This is a genomic window from Ruminococcus sp. D54t1_190329_F1 (assembly GCF_015551645.1).
Lineage (GTDB): Bacteria > Bacillota > Clostridia > Lachnospirales > Lachnospiraceae > Blautia_A > Blautia_A faecis.
The window spans coordinates 20,076-40,264 of record NZ_JADNDC010000004.1 but is presented as its reverse complement, the minus strand read 5'-3'; the positions used below and the strand labels follow the sequence as shown (position 1 = coordinate 40,264).

The 20,189-nt window shown below is 44.9% G+C and carries 15 protein-coding genes; 13 read left to right on the top strand and 2 right to left on the bottom strand.

The genetic code is table 11. The annotated features are described in order from the left end of the window. The first annotated feature begins 240 nt into the window (after positions 1-240). From I2D69_RS02485 to I2D69_RS02450, 9 genes are all read left to right on the top strand, one after another. Positions 241-2,676 carry a glycoside hydrolase family 3 C-terminal domain-containing protein gene (locus tag I2D69_RS02485; protein ID WP_195379336.1) on the top strand — a complete coding sequence of 812 codons (2,436 nt, stop codon included), beginning with the start codon at positions 241-243 and terminating at the stop codon, positions 2,674-2,676. A gap of 13 nt (positions 2,677-2,689) precedes the next feature. Continuing rightward, positions 2,690-3,193: a GtrA family protein gene (locus I2D69_RS02480; RefSeq protein ID WP_118577927.1), complete on the top strand. Its 504-nt coding sequence runs from the start codon at positions 2,690-2,692 to the stop codon at positions 3,191-3,193. Between the two features lie 81 nt (positions 3,194-3,274). Beyond that, on the top strand, positions 3,275-3,436 hold the full coding sequence (locus I2D69_RS20660) for a DUF6783 domain-containing protein (protein ID WP_347708374.1): 162 nt from the start codon (positions 3,275-3,277) through the stop codon (positions 3,434-3,436). A 95-nt stretch (positions 3,437-3,531) separates the two neighbouring features. After that, entirely contained in the window at positions 3,532-4,926 is a 1,395-nt protein-coding gene (locus I2D69_RS02475) for a trypsin-like peptidase domain-containing protein (protein WP_148461379.1), read from the top strand. Between the two features lie 281 nt (positions 4,927-5,207). Next, positions 5,208-5,936 carry an HAD family hydrolase gene (locus I2D69_RS02470; protein ID WP_118577735.1) on the top strand — a complete coding sequence of 243 codons (729 nt, stop codon included), beginning with the start codon at positions 5,208-5,210 and terminating at the stop codon, positions 5,934-5,936. A 3-nt stretch (positions 5,937-5,939) separates the two neighbouring features. Then, complete coding sequence (locus tag I2D69_RS02465) at positions 5,940-7,952, top strand: diguanylate cyclase (protein WP_148461380.1); 2,013 nt, start codon at positions 5,940-5,942, stop codon at positions 7,950-7,952. A 121-nt stretch (positions 7,953-8,073) separates the two neighbouring features. Next, on the top strand, positions 8,074-9,660 hold the full coding sequence (locus I2D69_RS02460) for a sensor histidine kinase (RefSeq protein ID WP_148461381.1): 1,587 nt from the start codon (positions 8,074-8,076) through the stop codon (positions 9,658-9,660). Then, on the top strand, positions 9,657-10,688 hold the full coding sequence (locus I2D69_RS02455) for an ABC transporter substrate-binding protein (RefSeq protein ID WP_195379335.1): 1,032 nt from the start codon (positions 9,657-9,659) through the stop codon (positions 10,686-10,688). Before I2D69_RS02460 ends, I2D69_RS02455 begins: the two co-directional genes overlap by 4 nt. Then, positions 10,663-12,267, top strand: a complete 1,605-nt coding sequence (locus I2D69_RS02450) for a response regulator (protein ID WP_173770587.1) — start codon at positions 10,663-10,665, stop codon at positions 12,265-12,267. Before I2D69_RS02455 ends, I2D69_RS02450 begins: the two co-directional genes overlap by 26 nt. Before the next feature lie 9 nt (positions 12,268-12,276). On the opposite strand, the gene I2D69_RS02445 is transcribed toward I2D69_RS02450, so the two are convergent. Beyond that, entirely contained in the window at positions 12,277-13,425 is a 1,149-nt protein-coding gene (locus I2D69_RS02445) for a GntR family transcriptional regulator (RefSeq protein ID WP_173718024.1), read from the bottom strand. Between the two features lie 597 nt (positions 13,426-14,022). Here I2D69_RS02445 and I2D69_RS02440 point away from each other — a divergent pair. The 4 genes from I2D69_RS02440 (at position 14,023) to I2D69_RS02425 (ending at position 18,947) form a co-directional block, all read left to right on the top strand. Next, positions 14,023-15,006, top strand: a complete 984-nt coding sequence (locus I2D69_RS02440; protein WP_173772959.1) for an ABC transporter substrate-binding protein — start codon at positions 14,023-14,025, stop codon at positions 15,004-15,006. 307 nt (positions 15,007-15,313) lie between these two features. Next, positions 15,314-16,870, top strand: a complete 1,557-nt coding sequence (locus I2D69_RS02435) for a sugar ABC transporter ATP-binding protein (protein WP_330656207.1) — start codon at positions 15,314-15,316, stop codon at positions 16,868-16,870. Further along, the gene (locus I2D69_RS02430; protein ID WP_118577725.1) at positions 16,870-17,931 is read left to right on the top strand and encodes an ABC transporter permease; all 1,062 of its coding nucleotides are present in this window, start codon (positions 16,870-16,872) and stop codon (positions 17,929-17,931) included. Before I2D69_RS02435 ends, I2D69_RS02430 begins: the two co-directional genes overlap by 1 nt. After that, entirely contained in the window at positions 17,928-18,947 is a 1,020-nt protein-coding gene (locus I2D69_RS02425) for a sugar ABC transporter permease YjfF (RefSeq protein WP_148461387.1), read from the top strand. Before I2D69_RS02430 ends, I2D69_RS02425 begins: the two co-directional genes overlap by 4 nt. Positions 18,948-19,063: 116 nt before the next feature. On the opposite strand, the gene I2D69_RS02420 is transcribed toward I2D69_RS02425, so the two are convergent. After that, positions 19,064-19,615, bottom strand: coding sequence for a prolyl-tRNA synthetase associated domain-containing protein (locus tag I2D69_RS02420; RefSeq protein ID WP_118577811.1), 552 nt, complete (start codon positions 19,613-19,615; stop codon positions 19,064-19,066). Positions 19,616-20,189: the final 574 nt, after the last annotated feature.

The following is a 20,189-nucleotide window of genomic DNA, read 5'->3' as shown; positions in this document are numbered from 1 at the left end:
CATTCATTTTCAAGTCAGGATTGAAAGTGAATGGTCTTTTAATGCATCTTGTGCAATATATTGACAGTTTGTGATAACCCCGTCTTTTATAGACGGGGTTGTGTTATATTATGCTCACGAAATAAAGGGAAAATACTATTAGAGGTTCCCTGTGTTTCCGGTTTGCATTTTATGTTAAAGCGTGCCGCCGGGCGGGGAGCAATTGTATTTGAAATGATATGGAAGGGAGCAATTACAAGCATGAAATATCAGAACATCATAGATAATATGACCTTGAAAGAAAAAGCCGCATTCCTCAGCGGAAAAAGCGAGTGGCAGACAAGAGATTTCCCACGTCTGGATATTCCGGCGATTTTCTGTTCAGACGGACCGAATGGTGTGCGTAAACAGGCTGGAGCAGGAGATCATCTGGGAATCAATCCGGCAGTGCCGGCAACCTGTTTCCCAACAGCGGCAGCTATGGCAAACAGCTGGGATGAAGAACTGGAGCAGAGGGTAGGCGTTGCCCTTGGTGAAGAATCCATGGAAGAAGACGTAAACGTTCTTCTTGGACCGGGACTGAACATTAAGAGAAATCCTCTCTGTGGACGTAACTTCGAGTATTTTTCCGAGGATCCCTATCTTTCCGGAAAAATGGCAGCTGCTTTTATCCGCGGTGTGCAGAGCACAGGAGCAGCAGCCTGCGCAAAACATTTCGCTGTAAACAGCCAGGAGCTTCGCCGTATGGCAATGAACGCAGTGGTAGATGAGAGAACTCTCCGTGAGATCTACCTCACCGGTTTTGAGATTGCCATCAAAGAGGGCGGCGCGAAAACGGTTATGAGCAGCTACAACGAAGTAAACGGTGTCTACGCCAACGAAAACGAGCATCTGCTCAAAGACATCCTTCGCGATGAGTGGGGCTTCGATGGCTCTGTGATCACAGACTGGGGTGCTTCCAACGACCATTCCCTGGGTGTAAAGAACGGTTCCACCCTGGAAATGCCGACTCCAGGACTTGATGCAGCAAGAGAGCTTCTTGCCAGTGTAGAAAGCGGCAAGATCAGCGAAAAAGATATCGATGAGCGTGTAGACGAGCTTCTTGACCTGGTACTTACTACTTCCGAAAATGCGAAACATTACAAGAAAGTGGCTGACAAGAAGGCTCTTCATGAGGAGCATCACAAGCTGGCACGTCTTGCCTGCGAAAACAGTGCAGTCCTTCTGAAAAACGAAGGTGGAATTCTCCCGGTTGGAGAAAAGGTTCAGGCAGCCATAATCGGTGACTTCGCTTTTGACCCAAGATACCAGGGCGCAGGTTCCTCCATGGTAAACTCCACAAAAGTAGATTCCATCAAGGACATGCTGGAGACCAGCGGAATTTCCGTAACTGGAATCGTCCGCGGTTATCAGCGTGACGGCAAGGAAGACGAAGCTATGAAAAAAGAGGCCGTGGATCTTGCACGCCGTTCTGATGTAGTTCTGTTTTTCTTCGGACTGAACGAAAAAAGCGAGACAGAAGGTCTTGACCGTAAGCATCTCCGCATTCCCCAGAACCAGATCAACCTGATTCAGGAGCTGGCAAAAGCAAATGCAAACATGGTTGGTATCATCAGCGCAGGTTCTGTTATCGAAATGCCATGGCACCATCATTTCAAAGCCCTGCTTCATACCGCCCTCATGGGACAGGCTGGTGCAGGCGCAGTTCTTGACATCCTTTCCGGAAAGGTTAATCCATCTGGAAAGCTTGCAGAAACTTACATTAAGAAATATGAGGATACTCCTTCTTACAATTACTATCCGTCACAGGAGCGGAACTCTGAGTACAGAGAGGGAATTTACGTAGGATACCGCTACTTCGACACCGCAGGTGTGCCGGTAAACTATCCATTTGGATATGGTCTTTCCTACACTACATTTGAATATGACAATCTTCAGGTGAAGCCGGATGGGGCGACGTTTACCCTTCGCAACACCGGAAAGTATGATGGTGCAGAGATTGCCCAGCTTTATGTAGGACTTCCGGGAGCAAAAGTTTTCCGCCCGGTCAAGGAACTGAAAGGTTTTTCCAAGGTGTTCTTAAAGGCAGGCGAGGAGAAAACCGTTACCATTAAGTTCGACGACAAGACATTCCGTTACTGGAATATGAAGACAAATAAATGGGAAGTAGAAGGCGGCGTTTACAGCATTATGATCGGTGCAAGCTGTGCGGATATCCGTCTTCAGGATTCTCTTGCCATTATCGGAACCACTGAGGTAATGCCATACTATACTAACCGCGTTTCTTCTTACGTGGAGGGAAAAATCCAGCAGGTCGGAAATGAGGAGTACGAGACGATCCTGGGACATTCCATCCCGGACGGAAGCTGGAGCGGCGAGCTTGGCATGAACGATGCCCTTTGCCAGATGTATTACGCGAAGAGCGGAATTGCCCGCTTCATCTGTAAAAAGCTGGGCGAAAAGCTGAAAAAGAGCGAGGCAGCGGGAATTCCGGATCTCAACACCTTGTTCCAGTACAACATGCCATTCCGTGCAATCGCTAAGATGACAGGCGGCATGGTTTCTATGGAAATGGTAGAGGGACTTCTGAAGGTTGTAAACGGCCATTTCAGCGGTCTTGGAAAAGTAATCAGCGGATTTTTCAGAAATCAGAAGCTGAACAAGCAGTACGAGAAAGATCTGGAAGAGCAGAAATAGGAGGAGTATCATTATGGGAAAAATCAAACAGTTAATCGAAGATCACCCAAATATCTGGGAGTTTATTAAATTCAACGTATTATCCAACTGCGCAACTATTACAAACTTCATTATCATGTGGCTGTGCACCGGTTTTATTTTCAAAAGCTTTGCAAATACACCATTTAAGTTTCTGGTGTTCAATTACGCTGATAATATCGAGTCCAATCTTGGTTTATGTGGATTTTTAAGCTTTTTGGTTGCAACTGCAGCAGCCCAGACCGTAAACTTCTTTGTACAGAAGAACCTGGTTTTCAAATCCAATGCAGCGTTTGAGAAGGCTGTACCGAAATACATTGTACTTGCAGTTGTGCTGGTGCTTGTATCCGCAGCACTTCCGGCTTACAGCCAGAGCTTTTTCGTAAACATCGGTATTTCCGAAGCACTTGCACCTACACTCGCAAATGTTCTGAACATTCTGGTTCAGGTAGTTCTCAGCTACCCGACCATGAAATTCTGGATCATGCCGAACAAATAAAGATGATTGTTCTTTACCCGGATTGCCTTGCAGTCCGGGTTTTTTAATGCTAGAGCGTGTTTGAAAAAGGCTTTCTGCAAGATGTGCGTCACAATTTGTGGGAGATTTCGCTCGGATGAGGGCACCGTAGCGGGCTACGGCAACCGAATTCGGGTGAAATCTCCCGCAAAGTGGGGCGTGCAGATTGCGGGAATGATTTTTCAAACACGCTCTAATATTAAAAGGCGGAATTTAACAATTTAAACACATTTTTCCCACAAAGAGAACACAAATTGTCTCTATACTGTGAACTATCAAATGAAAAGAACATAAAAGAGTTTCTAAAGGAGGCTTTTATCATGAAGAATAGAAATGAAGAATTAAAGAGAAAACTTAAAAAGGCAGCAAGCATTAGTCTTTGCGCAGTACTGGCAGGCGGCCTTGCAGCAGGGACATATACAGGAGTTAACTATCTGACAGGCTATGAGCAGAACGTACAGGCAGCAAGCGAAGGTAAAGTTGAGCTGCTGAAATCCGAGAAGAAATCGGATGATTCCCAGGATGACAGCAAAGATGAGAGTACAGCAAAGGGTAGCCTTGATGTATCTGATATTGTAGAAGAGGCAATGCCAAGTATCGTTTCCATTACAACCAAATCTGTAGAAGAGGTTCAGAACTACTACGGAATGTTTGGTCAGTACGGTGCTTACTCTCCTGAGCAGAGAGAAGTACAGGGAAGCGGTTCCGGTATTATCATTGGTAAGAACGATTCCGAGCTTCTGATCGCAACCAACTATCATGTAGTAGAAGGTGCGGAGACTTTATCTGTTGGCTTCTGTGACAGCACAGCATGTGAGGCTAAGGTAAAAGGTTATGACAGCGAGAGGGATCTTGCAGTTGTAGCAGTTTCCCTGGATGATATTGACAGCGATACAATGGATGCCATTACGATTGCAACTATCGGTAATTCCGATGACCTGAAGGTTGGTGCACAGGTTGTTGCAATTGGTAACGCACTTGGTTATGGTCAGTCCGTAACAACCGGTATTGTAAGCGCCAAGAACCGTCAGCTGAATTCTGATGATACAGTCGGCGATTATGACAGCGACAGCAATTCCGCTACAAACCTGATCCAGACAGATGCAGCAATCAACCCAGGCAACAGCGGTGGTGCTCTTCTGAACATGAACGGTGAGGTTGTTGGTATCAACTCTGCAAAGCTTGCTTCCACAGCGGTTGAGGGTATCGGTTATGCAATTGCAATTTCTGATGTAACAGATACGCTGGAGAGCCTGATGAATGAGGAGACCAGAGATAAAGTTGATAACCACGGTGTTCTGGGAATCACAGTTCGGAGTGTTGACAGTGCAGTAAGTGAAGCATACGGTGTTCCGGAAGGCGTTCTTGTAAGAGACGTAACAGAAGGCGGTGCAGCTGATGAGGCTGGTATTGAAGCAAAATCCATCATTACAAAATTTGCAGGCAAGGTTGTTACAACCAAGGAACAGCTGGTTGATTTCCTTTCCTACTACGAGCCTGGTGAGGATGTAGAGCTTACCATTGAGGTTCCGGATGGAAAAGGTTACAAAGAAGAGACAGTAACTGTAACTCTTGGCGAGAACACAAATACACAGAGTACGGATTCCAAGGACAACGGTGACGGTCAGGGAAGCAGCCAGGATGATAATCTTCTGGAAGACTGGGAGAATAACGAAGGCGGCTCAGGTCTCCAGTACGGCGAGGGCTGGAATTAAAAAGCTTCGGAAATGTGAATAAAATAAATAATAGAATGAGAGAGGTTCATCTGTAAAAAAGGTGGACCTCTTTTTTCGGGCAAAATTTCCCACAAAGCGAGGCATGCCGGTTGCGAAACAGATTTTTCAAATATACTCTGCTTTGAAATAGTTAGAAAACACATAGAAAACTGAATAATAGATTGCGTAACCTACCTTAAAAAGGTATAATTATTTTATTGTCTGCAGACTGCGGCATAATATTTTTTAGAGTTATACGAAAAAGGAAAAGAGTCAGCAAAATGAACAACGAAAGATTTCTGGTTTTCGATATAGATGATACCTTATACAGCCAGATGGAGCCGTTGCTTACAGCCTGTGAGTTCAGTCTGGGCAGGAAGCTTCCGGATCCGGAGCTGTTTTACCGGATCTTCGGGAAAAGAAGCGCTGAAATGTTTCTGTTCAGCGAGAGTGGACAGGTTTCCATTCATGAATCCCGGATTTACAGAATTGAAAATACTATGAAAGACCTGGGAATTCCCTTTACCAGAGAGCAGGCAGAGCTCTTCCAGAAGAGATATAAAGAGAATCAGTCCCATCTTCATGTTTCAGGGGTAATGACACAACTGCTGGACGAATGCGAAGCTGCCGGAGTGAAAATGGGCGTGATCACCAACGGACCTTTTTCCCATCAGGTTCAGAAGTTTCACACACTGGGACTTGATAAATGGTTTACAGAGGATCAGCTGATCGTGTCTGCAGGTGTGGGCGTGGTCAAGCCGGATGTGAAGATATTCCGCATGGCAGAAGAAAAATGGGGAATGAAGCCGGAGAATACTTTTATGATCGGGGATTCTCTGGAGAATGACATTGCAGGTGCAAAAAATGCCGGATGGAAGACCATCTGGATGAACCATCACCGTTATACGGTTCCGGAAGGTATGGAAAAACCAGATTATATTGCATATACAGAGGAAGAGTTGAGAAAGCTTATTGTCCAAATATGCTTTACAACGAAGAAGGATGGATAAAGTATGGTATCAGATTACAAAATCACCATGGAGCAGGCAGAATACGAGATGGTCTGTTACCGTAGGGTTTTTAACTTTGTAAGGCTTCTTGACCAGGAAAAACTGGAGAAATTGAATGCAGAAGGTCTGTTGGCAGCAGAGGGCGGACAGACAAAAAAAGCAGATTTGTGCATAGGACATTTTTGCCAGGGCTGTGTGGCAATGGAAGCCTTTTTACGGAAGGCAGAGCTGTGCAAGCTGGAATTTATTGGAGATGACATTTATCAGATCATGGCTAAATATCTGGAAATTGACGGTAATCCTTATGTAATGGAGCTTTTGAAGAAAATGGACAAAAGCAGCCTGATCGACCGGAAAGATCATGAGCGCCTGATCAGCAGCCTTACCGGATATAACGAGAGACTGTATCAGGATGTTCTTACGAAGGCATACAACAGACGTTATTATGAAGAAGAATTGAAGTCCAAGATGGGACCGGCTGGAATTGCCATGATCGATCTGGACGATTTTAAGCTTTATAACGACACATATGGACATAATGCCGGGGATATGGCACTGACTGTTGTTGCAGAAACCATATGCAAGCATATCCGTAAGGATGATATTCTGATCCGCTATGGAGGGGATGAGTTTCTTCTGGTGCTTCCCGGAGTAACAGAAGTGAAATTTGCCGGAAGACTGCAGGAAATCCATGATAAGATCCATCTGGCTACTGTGCCGGGATATGCCGGGATTCAGCTTTCTGTGAGTATTGGAGGAACAATTGCCGGGGCAGATGAAACCATCGGAAGTGTGGTAGGAAGAGCTGACCGCTTTATGTACCAGGCGAAAACCCGTAAGAATCTGGTGGTAACCGAGTCTAATGAGATAAAAGATGGAAATGCAGACGGCGCAGAGGTTAATCGTGATGAGCTGAAACAGCAGATTCTGATCGTGGATGATGCTGAGCTGAACCGTGATATTCTTGCGGAGATTCTGCACCATGATTTTAAGACTATGGAAGTAAGCAGTGGGGAGGAATGTCTCTCCGTGCTTCGGGAGTATGGTGCAGGAATCTCACTGGTGTTGCTTGATATTGTAATGCCTGGCATGGACGGCTTTGCAGTTCTTGAGGCGATGAACCGGAACCATTGGATTGAGGACATTCCGGTCATCATGATCTCCAGTGAGGAGACAGAATCATATATACGCCGGGCGTATGAAATGGGAGTTTCAGACTATATCAGCCGCCCGTTTGATGCCAAGGTTGTTTACCGGCGTGTATATAATACTATTAAATTATACGCAAAACAGAGGCGCCTAATCACACTTGTAACGGATCAAATTCGCGAAAAAGAAAAAAATAGTCAAATTTTGATAGATATTCTCAGCCATATCGTAGAATTTCGTAATGGAGAGAGCGGTCAGCACGTTCAGCACATAAAGATGTTGACCGGATTTCTGTTGGACAGACTGATGCAGAAAACGGACAAATATGATCTGAAATGGTCTGACCAGTACATGATCACAATTGCATCTGCCCTTCACGATATTGGTAAAGTGGGAATCGACGAGAAGATTTTGAATAAACCAGGCAGACTGACAAATGAAGAGTTTGAGGAAATGAAGAAGCATACCCTGATCGGTGCTTCCATGCTGAAGAGCCTTGGTGTTTATCAGAATGAAGAGCTTGTGAAGGTGGCTTACCAGATCTGCAGATGGCACCACGAGCGCTATGACGGCAAGGGCTATCCGGATGGTCTGAAGGGGGAAGAAATTCCGATTGCAGCCCAGGTGGTTTCTGTTGCGGATGTATATGATGCACTGACAAGCGAGCGTGTTTATAAGAAAGCATTTTCCCATGAGAAGGCTATGGAGATGATCCTGGCTGGTGAGTGCGGAACCTTCAATCCGCTGCTTCTGGAGTGTTTGCAGGATATTCAAGGCAATATCCAGGTGGAAATGAAGAGAGCAGCAGAACAGCCTATGCTTGTGCAGAATTCTTATGTGGGGAAGATGATTGAGACGGTGCAGTAGGCATGGATTATTATAATGTATTATATTGCGGTATTGTTCGGCGAAGGGTTTTTGGGAAAGATCGTGAACAGCAGCATTTGCAGGTCGGGGGACCTGCGGGAGTGGGGGTAAGTTTTACTTTATGAAAAAGAAAATTCTTACACTGGCGGCAGTGGTAACACTGCCGTTTATTCTTCTTGTGATGTATCTTCTTGCCTCGATGGCAAGCTACAGCAATACCTACGATGAGATCGTAAGCAACATGACTGTAGCGAACAATTACAATCTGAATTTCAAAGAAGAGATGGACGAGAGCCTGTATAAGCTGGTTGTTGGCTACGTCACTCTGGATACCATCGAAACAGACAAAAGTCTTAAGAATCCATATACTTTAATAGATGAATTACGCAGCGAGTTTACCAGACTGACAGCCATTACCACAGAATCTGAGAGCAAGCTGTGGCTGGAGAGCCTTCTTCGCAATATCGATACCCTGGAAAAAAGGGTGGACGATATTGTGGACAGCATTTCTGCCGGTGGCAGATATAATGAGAATATTGAGAAGCTGGACAACAATATTTACATTTTGACAGAATTGATCCAGGACGATATTCAGTATTATATTTATTATCAGACACGTTATATGGACAAGGTCACGGATACCCTGCAGGATCAGATCAGGCGGTTTATGGTGGTGTGCAGTGTGCTGATCGGCGTGCTGATCATTGTGGTTGCAGTCAGCGCGGTGATGATCGTTTCCGGTATTATACAGCCTATCAGTCAGCTGAACCAGGCTACGGAGAAAATCGCTCAGGGTGATTTTAATGCCAGAGCCCAGGCGGATTCCGAGGATGAGGTGGCTGAGCTTGCAGTGAGCTTTAACAAAATGGCAGGAAGCATGCAGTCTCTGATCGATAAGGTAAAGGAAGACGAGCGGAAAATGCGAAAAGCAGATCTGCGCCTTCTTCAGGAGCAGATCCAGCCTCATTTTCTTTATAATACGCTGGACACCATTGTGTGGCTGATCGAGTCCAATGAGCCGGACGAAGCGGTGACCATGGTTGTTACACTGTCGGACTTTTTCCGTGAGATCCTCAGCAAAGGGAAGGAATTTATCTCCATTAAGGAAGAAGAGAAGCATATCAGCAGTTATCTCCAGATCCAGGAAATGCGTTACCGGGATATTCTGGAATATGACATTCAGCTGGATCAGGTAATTTATAAATATCAGATTCTGAAGCTGACTCTTCAGCCGGTGGTGGAGAATGCACTTTACCATGGAATCAAGTATAAACGTGCTAAGGGATGTATTCACATTCATGGGGAAAAAGAGGGAGATATTATCCGTCTGACTGTCCGGGATGATGGTGTGGGCATGGATGAGGATGAGCTTGAACAGCTTCGTCAGCAGATCGAGAAGCCCTGCCAGGAGACGGAGAAGGGCTTTGGCCTGGCAAATGTAAATGAGCGTATCCACATGTATTTCGGACCGGAGTATGGAATGAAGATCCAGTCACAGAAGGGTAAGGGAACTACAGTGGAGATTGTAATTCCGGCTCTTCTGGAAGCTCCGGTTGAGAAAACAGGGAATGATACAGCAAAAGTAGTTGAAGTCGGCAACAGCGTGAATTCTGACGCAAATAAAAAAATAAAAAGTAATCCGAAACAGCAGAATGCCAATAAGATAATTGAGGGTGGACGGCCACAGCAGGAGGAGACAGGCGTATGAGACAGTTTATAAGAAAAAACATCTGGGCTGTAGCACCGGTTGTGTTTGTGCTTGTGGCACTGGTTCTTCTGGGAAGTCCTTTGAGCAGCAGTAAAGTGCAGGAAACTCCTGCGGAGGACGACAATCTGATCGTAGTAGGTGTTTCCCAGGTGGGAAGCGAATCTGTATGGCGAAGTGCCCACACGCAGTCCATTCAGGACGCTTTCACCAGGGCAAACGGCTACATGCTGATTTTTGACAATGCCAGACAGAAACAGGCCAATCAGATCAAGGCCATCCGAAGCTTTATTTCCCAGCAGGTGGATTATATCGTACTTTCTCCTATTGAGGAATCTGGCTGGGACACTGTGCTTCAGGAGGCGAAGGATGCCGGGATTCCGGTAATTCTCATAGATCGTAAGGTTTCTGTGGATGATGACTCCCTCTATGCTTCCTGGGTTGGTTCCGATTTTGTCCGCGAAGGACAGGATGCCGGTTACTGGCTTGAGGATTACATGAAAAAGCAGGGCAGGGAAGATGACGAAGTTAACATTGTAGTGCTGAAAGGAACCAAAGGCGCCTCCGCCACCATCGGCAGAACCCGTGGGTTCAATGAAGTGGCAAAGGTGCAGCGCAATTGGAACATTTTGCAGCAGGTAGACGGAGAATTTACCACAGCAAAAGGAAAAGAAGAGATGGCAAGGCTTCTGGATCAGTATGAGGACATAGATGTGGTGGTTTCACAGAACGATGACATGACTTTTGGTGCTCTTGAAGCCATCAGAGAAGCAGGAAAAACTGCAGGAGTGAACGGCGATATTACGGTAATTTCCTTTGATGCGGTGGATGCGGGCGTGGAGCTGGTGAGAAATGGGGAGATCAACATTGATGTCCAGTGTAATCCTGACCAGGGAAAATACGTGGAGCAGATCATTCAGGATATGGAAGCTGGCAAAGAAATAGAGAAAGCATATTATGTTCCGGAGCGGGTGTATACCCAGGAGAACGTTGGGGAGGAAGAAAATGTTACGGAAGGTATTTCTGGTTGAAGATGAGACGGTGATCCGCGAAGGGCTCAGGGACAGGATTCCCTGGGATCAGTTCGGATACCGTTTTGTAGGAGAAGCAGCAGACGGGGAAATGGCTTTGCCCCTGATCCGTAAGACGAAGCCGGATGTATTGATCACGGATATTAAAATGCCTTTTATGGATGGGCTTTCCTTAAGTAAAATTGTGAGCAAAGAATTTCCGCGGATGAAGATTATTATTATCAGTGGTTATGATGATTTTGAATATGCGAGACAGGCAATTGAAGTTGGTGTTGACCAGTATCTTCTGAAGCCGGTTACCAGAATGAAGCTGAAAAATGTACTTCTTGAACTGAAAGATAAGATCGAGCAGGATCAGGAGCAGGAGGACTACCGCACCCAGTTCCAGAATGAGATCCAGGAGTATGAGCAGTTTTCCAGACGGCGTTTTATGGAGAAAATTCTGGAGGGCGAGCTGTCGGTTAAGGAGATTTATGATGAGGCAGAGCGTCAGTCCATAGAAATTACGGCAGCAGGATATAATCTGCTTTTCCTGTATTTACAGGAGAAAAATAAGGACAAGATGGCAGGTTTTCTTCGGAAACAGGATGAAGTGCTTCATTATTTTCTCCGCTATCCCCAGTATCTGCTTTTCCGCTGGAATGTAAACAGTTATGGAGTTCTGGTAAAGGGGGAATTGTCCCGGCTTCCAGAGCTGACAGATAATTGCGTGGAGTATGTGAAACGGGCCTGCGAAGGGGAAGAGCAGATGGACTGGTATGTGGCGGTAGGAAAACCAGTGGAGAGATTGAGCCTGCTTTCCCAGTGTTATCAGAGCGTGAATCATTATTTTGCATATCGTTTTATGGTGCCGGGGCTTCATGTGCTTACAGAAGAAACTTTGGAAAGTTATGTAAACTCGCAGGGGGAGAACCGGCTGGCAGCAGTGGATTCTTCACAGCTGAATCCTGAGATCATCAAGGATTTTCTCACAAAAGGAAGCAGCAGTGAGATTCAGGAGTTCGTTCAGGGATATCTGGGTGGAATGAGTAAGGCACTGGAGTCCAGAATGTTCCGGGATTATGTGGTGCTTCATATTCGGTTTACAACTATTATGTATCTGGAATCCATTGGTGTGGAAAAAGAGGGTTATACAGAACGGATCGAGGGAAAATATCAGGATACCAGTATCAAGGCATCGCAGGTGGCAGGGTATTGTGTGGACATTCTTCAGAGTGCCATTGATATCAGGGATGAGAAGAATGAGTCTCAGGGCAACAGCGCCATGAGGAAAGTGCTGGATTATATTGATGAGAATTACTATAAAGAGACCATTTCCCTGAATGAAGTAGCGGATGCGGTGAATATGAGTGCCAACTATTTAAGCGCAATTTTTAGCCAGAATATGCAGAAGACGTTTGTAGAGTATATTACCTGCAAACGTGTTGACAGAGCGAAAAAACTCCTGCGCGAGACGGACAAGTCGTCCGGAGAGATCGCACAGGAGGTGGGATATAAGGATCCCCATTATTTCAGTTATGTGTTTAAGAAAAAATCCGGGTGCAGCCCAAGGGAATATCGGAGTAAGGGGACTGCATGATATTCAAAATTAATTATGCGATTTCGGCAGTGATAACTGCCATGGGACTTCCTGCGAAGAGACAGGGAGTCCTTTTAATTTGTTTATGCTCATCTGGGCGGCCAGAGTACCAGGCTGGTGTGTCTGGTGTGTCAGTGTTGTGGCGCAGAGCAGACCAGATGTAGTGAGGTAGCTGGTATTGAAGGTGGCTAGTGCTATTGTGGCTTCGAAACTATGGCCGGCGGAAGCAGCTGTGAATCCAGTGTTTTGAAGAGAGGATGAAAGGGAAGCGTGAGTTGCTATCTTTTTCTCCTGTCCAAGCGACAGCTCTTCCCATAACAGCCATGCAATAAAGTCATCCTCACAAATAAACGCAGTGCAGTCGGGGGTGATCCGTTCCAGAAATTTTTTCAGGAAGCTGATATCCCGGCTCTGACGGAAATCATCCAGCTCCTGTGTAGTATACCAGCAGATGTTGCGGTCTGGTACAGTCAGCCCCTGATTTTGCATGGCATCCAGAAAGCCCTGGTATCGCTCAAGTCCCCGCTGATCGTCCATCTGGAAAATACCGGCGATAGAAGAGTGGCCTTTTTCCACAAGACTTTGCACCAGAAGACCAGCCCCATATAGATTATCTTCATAGATTACTGGAATCTGAGACAACTGGGGATAAGCACATCCCAGGAACAAAATGAAAGTTCCCCTTTGTATCAGCCTTTGATAAAGCTCTGTATTAGGTGATGGTAAGGCGCTTTTTACAGGCTCCACAATAAGCGCCCGCAGCGGACTTTTCAAAAGAAACTGAAGGATTTGCCGTTCCTGGTCCACGTGATTGTGAGTGGGGTAAACCTTGCAGGAAAATCCCTCCGCAGCCAGCGTCACACGAATATCATTTATCAGTGCAGGATATTCATATTGCTGTTCATCTGGAATCAGAATTCCAACTATATTCTGGTCTTCCAGGCTGGAAAGCCCGGTAATGTAAGCTCCGCTCCCTTTAATGCGGCGGATTTCCCGCTCATCTTCAAGAACCGCCAGCGCAGCCCGGACCGTTTGTCGGCTGACACGGTATCTGGCAGCCAGCTCCTGTTCGGTGGGAAGTTTGTTGATTCCCTTTTGAATAGAATCTGAAATGATTTCTCTTAGCTGTTCAACCAGCCATTTATATTTGATCGCCATATATTTTAGTTCCTCTTTCTTAGGTTAGAGCGTGTTTGAAAAAGCATTCCTGCAATCTGCCGCGCCACTCTGGTTTTTTTATTTTGCTGGGATAGTTATTTCATAAAATTTTCACATGAATTATTTATGATTTCCCAATAAATCTTCTGCTTTTTCACTTCTAAAACCCAAAATATTATACCTTTTTTCAAATGATCAAACCTTTTTTTTCCATCTTAGACAGTTTGCCAAATCGAAAAACATAGAAAAAGGTGTAATATTTTTCACAAAATCATAAGAAAACAAACTTTCTAAATGAGAAATCATAAAATATCACCCCTTTTCCTGCCTGAAATTCATTATAATATAAATTTGTCTGTATTTCACTATGAAAACCAACAAATTTGTATTGTTTGAACTGACGAAACAACCAAAAGACGGGAAAACAATATTGAAATTTATGTTGATTTTCGCTAAATTATAGACATCAAGAAGAACACGGATTCAAAGAACGGACGGAAAGCTAAGACAGCAAACGGATCAGTGTTGAACGAGAAACCAATGGCAGGCGCGACCTGCAAAAGTATTTTTTCTAAAAGAAAGAGAGGAATAATCACTATGAAAAAGAAATTAGCAGTTATGGCACTCGCAGCAGCAACACTCAGCATGATGGCTATGCCGGTTTACGCTGACGATCTGGTAACAGTTGGATACGCACAGGTTGGACATGAATCAGACTGGCGTACAGCAAACACCCAGAACTATCAGGACGTTTTCTCAGAAGAGAACGGATACAGCCTTGATCTTGTAGACTGCGACAATGACAATGCTGCACAGCTTGAAGCAGTTCGTACATTCATTAGTAAAGATATGGATTACATCGTAATCGCTCCGATCCAGTCCGCTGGCTGGGACACCGTTCTTCAGGAAGCACAGGATGCAGGAATCCCTGTAATCATCGCAGACCGTGAGATCGAAGCAAGCGACGACTTATATGATGCATGGGTTGGAACAAACACAACAAACGAAGGTATCACAGCTGGTAACTGGTTAGCTGAGTATCTTGGCGATAAAGATGCTAACATTCTTGTAATCGAAGGTTCCGTAGGAGCTTCCGCAGCACTTGGACGTACAGAAGGATTCAATCAGGTAGCTGGCGAGCATGACAACTGGAAGATCCTTGATTCTCAGTCCGGTGACTTTACACAGGCTGGTGGCCAGGAAGTTATGGAGTCCTTCATCAAATCCTACGAGGGACAGTTCAATGTAGTTGTCTGCCAGAACGATAACGAAGCATACGGCGCAATGGATGCAATGGATGCAGCAGGTATCACCTATGGTGTTGATGGCGATGTAACTCTTATTTCCTTCGATGCAACACATGATGGACTTCAGTATACATTAGATGGAAAGATCAACTGTGATGTTGAGTGTAACCCGATCCAGGCTGAGGTTGTTAAGGGCGTAATCGAGAAAATGCAGGCAGGCGAAGAATTTGAGAAGACAACACTTGTTGAGGATCAGGCATTCGTAGCACCTGGAATCGAGAGCGAATATGCAACAACTATGACTGATGAAGTTCTGGCTGGACGTGCTTACTAATCAGAAAAATCAATCGGAGAGTGTGAAAACAGCAGAGCTGTGAAACAATCCGTAAACATCGAAATTGGTTATCAGCAAGCAGCTGAAAACCGATAAAGATGAACAAATAGGGGAGGAAAGTCCCAAGGCGGATTTTCTTCCCCTTAATTTTCGCGAGCAACGAGCCGAAGTCCATGCTTGCATGAGACCTTGGCGACTGCCGCGATAACGGGTAAAACTCGCAGAGCGTGTTTTATCCCGTTGTTTATACGAGGTTATGAGCCGCAGAACAGAGGAACCTATGGCAAATAACGCGATAACGAGGAGAATGAAAAATGAAGTTGATAACGGGAAGGGAGGAATCGCGTTGGAGGCAGGAGTAGTATTGAAAATGCAGGGAATCTGCATGACATTCCCAGGTGTAAAAGCACTGGAAGGCGTGGATCTGACATTGAAAAAAGGTGAAATCCGAGCGCTGATGGGAGAGAATGGCGCGGGTAAATCCACATTGATCAAGTGCCTGACCGGCGTAAATAAATTTGAGGCTGGAGAGATTTATCTGGAAGGATTTGATCATCCCATCGTAAATAAAGATACCATGGACGCCCAGAAGAAGGGTATTTCTACTGTATATCAGGAAGTAAACCTCTGTCCAAACCTTTCGGTGGCAGAGAATCTTTACATAGGCCGTGAGCCGCTGACAAAGCTTGGAACGGTCAACAGAAAGGCAATGAACCGTCAGGCAGCTGCCCTTATGAAACAGCTGGAGCTTGACGTTGATGTAACACGTAATCTTGAAGAATATTCACTGGCATTGCAGCAGATGATCGCAATTGCCCGTGCTGTAGATATGGACTGCAAGGTGCTCATTCTGGATGAGCCAACTTCTTCACTGGATGACCGTGAAGTAGAAAAGCTTTTTACCATGATGCGCAGACTGAAGGAGAAAGGTGTAGGAATCATATTTGTTACCCATTTCCTGGAACAGGTTTATGCAGTATGTGACGGAATTACCGTTCTTCGAAACGGTCAGCTGGTTGGCGAGTATGAGATCGCAGATCTTCCGAGAGTGAAGCTGGTAGCAGCTATGATGGGAAAAGATTTCGACGATCTTGCTTCCATTAAACCGGAGACCACAGGAGATAAGAGAAAAGAACCGATGGTAATCGAAGCCCGTGGCTTAAGCCACGCAGGAACCATCAAACCATTTGACCTTGATATCCACAAAGGAGAGGTTATCGGTCTTACCGGACTTCTTGGAAGCGGACGAAGCGAACTGGCACGTACTATTTACGGTGCTGACCGCGCCCAGACTGGTACTTTGAAAGTAAAAGGCAAGGAAGTTAAGGTGAAAAATCCTATTGATGCCATGCATCTTGGAATGGGACTTCTTCCTGATGACCGTAAAGCGGAAGGAATTGTTGCAGATTTGTCCGTAAGAGAAAATATCATCCTTGCAATTCAGGCAAAACAGGGCATTCTGAAAAAGATCCCTATGACAAAACAGTGTGAGATTGCAGACAAGTATATTGATCTTCTCCAGATCAAATGTGCAAGCCGTGAGACCTTGATCAAACAGCTTTCCGGTGGAAACCAGCAGAAGGTTATCCTTGCAAGATGGCTTGCAACAAACCCGGATTTTCTGATTCTGGACGAGCCTACCCGAGGAATCGATATCGGTACCAAGACAGAGATCCAGAAGCTGGTTCTGAAGCTTGCAGATGAAGGAAAGAGTCTGATCTTCATTTCCTCTGAGATTGAGGAAATGCTCCGTACCTGTAACCGTATGGCAGTTCTCCGTGACGGTCAGAAGGTTGGAGAGATTGATGAGGCAGATATGAACCAGATGAACGTAATGAAAGCAATCGCAGGAGGTGAGCAGTAATGGGTAATTTCAAAAAACTGGCGCAGAAACGTCTGTTCCTTCCGGTTTTCAGTATGATCCTGGTCATGCTGATCAACGTAGTATATGATATTGCAACAGGAAGTGCACCGCTTTCCTTCTTTATGATTTCCATTAAGAATGGTGTACTTTACGGACGTCTGATCGACATCCTGAACCGTGGAAGTGAAATCGCCATACTGGCAATCGGTATGACACTTGTTGTATCTGCTTCCGGTGGTACTGATATTTCCGTTGGTTCCGTAATGAGTCTTTACGCAGGTGTCTGCTGTATGATCCTTGCAGGATACGGAAATGTAAATGTGCAGGAATATGCGCATCCGCTGCTGGTTGGCATTGGAGCCGGACTTCTTGTCACTTTGATCTGTGGCGTTTTTAATGGATTTCTGGTTGCCTATATGAATATTCAGCCTATGGTCGCCACCCTGATCCTATGGTCGGCAGGACGAGCAGTAGGACTTCTTCTTTGCAACAGCCAGATCGTTTATGTTCGAGTTCCGTCCTTCCAGAAGCTTGGTGCTTACTGCGGAATCATTCCAACACCGATCATTGTGGCAGCTGTGTGTGTGGCAATTGCTTCTATTGTACTTCGCTACACAGCACTTGGAACTTACATCCAGAGTGTTGGTATTAACAAAAAAGCTTCCCGTATCGCAGGCTTTAATTCCGCAAAGATCATCCTTATGTGCTATGCAATCTGCGGTCTTTGTGCAGGTCTTGCAGGTATGGTTGCAACCTCCAGAATCTATTCAGCAGATACCAATAACATCGGTCTGAACATGGAGCTGGATGCAATTCTTTCTGTAGCACTTGGCGGCAACAGCCTTGGCGGCGGTAAGTTTTCCCTGGCAGGTTCCATCATCGGAGCGTACACTATTCAGGCGATTACCACAACTCTGTATGCACTTGGTGTTTCTTCTGCACAGGCACCGGTATTTAAGGCAATCGTAGTTATTATTATCGTAGTAATTCAGGCTGAGCCAGCCAAAGCCTTCTTTAAGAAGCTGACAAAGAAATCCGGAAAGGAGGCAGCTCGGGCATGAAAAAGAAAAAAATAAACAGCAATAACCTGTTGCTGCTGATCACCATTGTATTATTCTTTGTAATGTATGCTGCAGGATGTATCGTATATGCGGACAAAGGCTTTACCCGTTTCCAGACATTTCTGAACATCCTGATCAACAATGCAGGTCTGATCTGCATCACAGCTGGTATGACATGCGTTATGCTTACTGGCGGTATTGATATTTCCGTAGGTTCCCTGGTTGCTATGGACTGTATGATCCTGGCAGTGGGAATCGAGCAGTGGGGATGGTCCAGCCCGGTACTTATGCTTCTGATTCTTGCAATTGGCATTATATTTGGTATTGTTCAGGGCTTCTGTATTTCCTATCTGGAAATCCAGCCTTTCATCGTTACTATGGCAGGAATGTTCTTTGCCAGAGGTATGACAGCCGTGATCTGTAAAGAGCAGGTAAGTATTGTTTCTGACAAGATTTTTACCACTCTTTCCAGCTTTAAGATTTCCCTTCCATTTGGAGGGTATCTGAACAAAAAGGGAATCATGCAGTTTCCATACCTTCGTGTAACTGTTGTAGTTGCATTGATCGTAATTCTTGCTATTTATCTGATGCTGAAATACACACGCTTCGGCCGCAGTATTTACGCAGTAGGCGGCAATCAGCAGTCTGCAACCCTGATGGGACTTGATGTTAAGAAAACACAGATGAAAGCATATATTCTTTCCAGTTTCCTTACTTCCATCGGCGGAATCTGCTACTGTCTGAATACCATGGCAGGTACTACCACCCAGGCAACCGGCCTTGAAATGGACGCTATTTCCTCCGCAGTCATCGGTGGTACACTTCTTACCGGTGGTGTAGGAAATGTACTTGGTTCCTTATTTGGTGTATTGATCAATGGTACGATTTCTACTTTGGTTAAAACCAATGGAAAACTGATCAGCTCCTGGTCCAACATTGTAACAGCAATCCTGCTGTGCTTCTTCATTGTACTTCAGAGTGTATTTGCACTGGTAAAGGAGCGGAAGAGCAAATAAAAATTGAATAAAGACTAAAATGAGACAGGCGGGTACATGATTGAAATGTGTATCTGTCTGTTTTATTTTGGGCATAATGGAAGAAAGGGTAACATACAAATTAGTTAATTGCAATTTTATTCTTCCTGTCCCAATTTCACAAAAATCGGTTCATGTTTCATAGCCGGAATAATTTTTTCCATCATATCTTTCATATTAATTTTCAGGCTGGAGGTGTTAATACAAGGGTGACAGCCGATGTAAGGTTCCTTCAGGAGGTCTTCATCAATAAGCAGCTGCACATGATTTTCCTTATCGTTCATAAGTCCAAGTATACTGACAGAACCAGGTGTAATATCAAGGAATTTCTCCATATAAGTTTCATTGCCGAAGGAAAGTCTGGCAACGCCAAGCTGGGAAGATACTTCCTTTGTCTTAAACTTCTTGTCGCCTGGCAGGAGCAGCAGATAGAAGTTCGTTTCCTGGCGGTTGCAGAGAAACAGGTTTTTGCAGATTACTGCATCAAGCACTTTATCCACATCTTTACAAGCTTCAATGGTCATCAGAGTTTCATGGTCAATCCTCTGATAAGGCACCTGAAGTGCATCAAGAAAATCATAAGTACGTATCTCTTTTTCAAGTCTGCCCGTGGTATCTGCGGGACGTCCGTTTTCAAGCTTTAATTCCATGGTGTTCTCCTTATGTATTCCCCCACAGGGTCTTTTTTGTCAAATATCTGGGGAATATTGTAGCATTGAGAGTTTTTCTTGTAAAGTGGAGGATGTTCTCCCACAAATTGTGATGCACATCTTTTAGAAAACATTTTTCAAATACATTCCAGAATAGCGATGGATATTTCAGAAAATATGTGCATATATAAGTTCGGAGGCGGATATCTGTCCTTAGTTACGAATATAAGATGCACATTTTCGTAAATTTTTGTGCATTTCGTTCCCTAAGCGTGCAGTTCATTCCCCAAAATCAGGATAGTGGAAAAGGAGGTGCTATAATTGAAACATAGTAGAGATTTAGCCGTATGGCTCACAGTGCCATACAGGCTGGAGCCTGTTTGAAAAAATTATTCCCGCAATCCTTGCAGAAAATCTTTTTCAAGCATGCTCCGGAGCATCCAGTGAAGGACAGTAAAGATTCACCGGATCTCAAATGCTTTAATGTTATTGTTCGCTTTAGATTATACAAAACGTTATCAGTGGACAGTAACTGTTAAGCAACTGCCAACAAAAAAAAGGTTGCGAAAAGGAG

Coding starts and splice junctions, on each gene's coding strand:
- I2D69_RS02485 (WP_195379336.1), top strand. CDS start 241: ATGAAATATCAGAACATCATAGATAATATGACCTTGAAAGAAAAAGCC.
- I2D69_RS02480 (WP_118577927.1), top strand. CDS start 2,690: ATGGGAAAAATCAAACAGTTAATCGAAGATCACCCAAATATCTGGGAG.
- I2D69_RS20660 (WP_347708374.1), top strand. CDS start 3,275: ATGTGCGTCACAATTTGTGGGAGATTTCGCTCGGATGAGGGCACCGTA.
- I2D69_RS02475 (WP_148461379.1), top strand. CDS start 3,532: ATGAAGAATAGAAATGAAGAATTAAAGAGAAAACTTAAAAAGGCAGCA.
- I2D69_RS02470 (WP_118577735.1), top strand. CDS start 5,208: ATGAACAACGAAAGATTTCTGGTTTTCGATATAGATGATACCTTATAC.
- I2D69_RS02465 (WP_148461380.1), top strand. CDS start 5,940: ATGGTATCAGATTACAAAATCACCATGGAGCAGGCAGAATACGAGATG.
- I2D69_RS02460 (WP_148461381.1), top strand. CDS start 8,074: ATGAAAAAGAAAATTCTTACACTGGCGGCAGTGGTAACACTGCCGTTT.
- I2D69_RS02455 (WP_195379335.1), top strand. CDS start 9,657: ATGAGACAGTTTATAAGAAAAAACATCTGGGCTGTAGCACCGGTTGTG.
- I2D69_RS02450 (WP_173770587.1), top strand. CDS start 10,663: ATGTTACGGAAGGTATTTCTGGTTGAAGATGAGACGGTGATCCGCGAA.
- I2D69_RS02445 (WP_173718024.1), bottom strand. CDS start 13,425: ATGGCGATCAAATATAAATGGCTGGTTGAACAGCTAAGAGAAATCATT.
- I2D69_RS02440 (WP_173772959.1), top strand. CDS start 14,023: ATGAAAAAGAAATTAGCAGTTATGGCACTCGCAGCAGCAACACTCAGC.
- I2D69_RS02435 (WP_330656207.1), top strand. CDS start 15,314: ATGAAAAATGAAGTTGATAACGGGAAGGGAGGAATCGCGTTGGAGGCA.
- I2D69_RS02430 (WP_118577725.1), top strand. CDS start 16,870: ATGGGTAATTTCAAAAAACTGGCGCAGAAACGTCTGTTCCTTCCGGTT.
- I2D69_RS02425 (WP_148461387.1), top strand. CDS start 17,928: ATGAAAAAGAAAAAAATAAACAGCAATAACCTGTTGCTGCTGATCACC.
- I2D69_RS02420 (WP_118577811.1), bottom strand. CDS start 19,615: ATGGAATTAAAGCTTGAAAACGGACGTCCCGCAGATACCACGGGCAGA.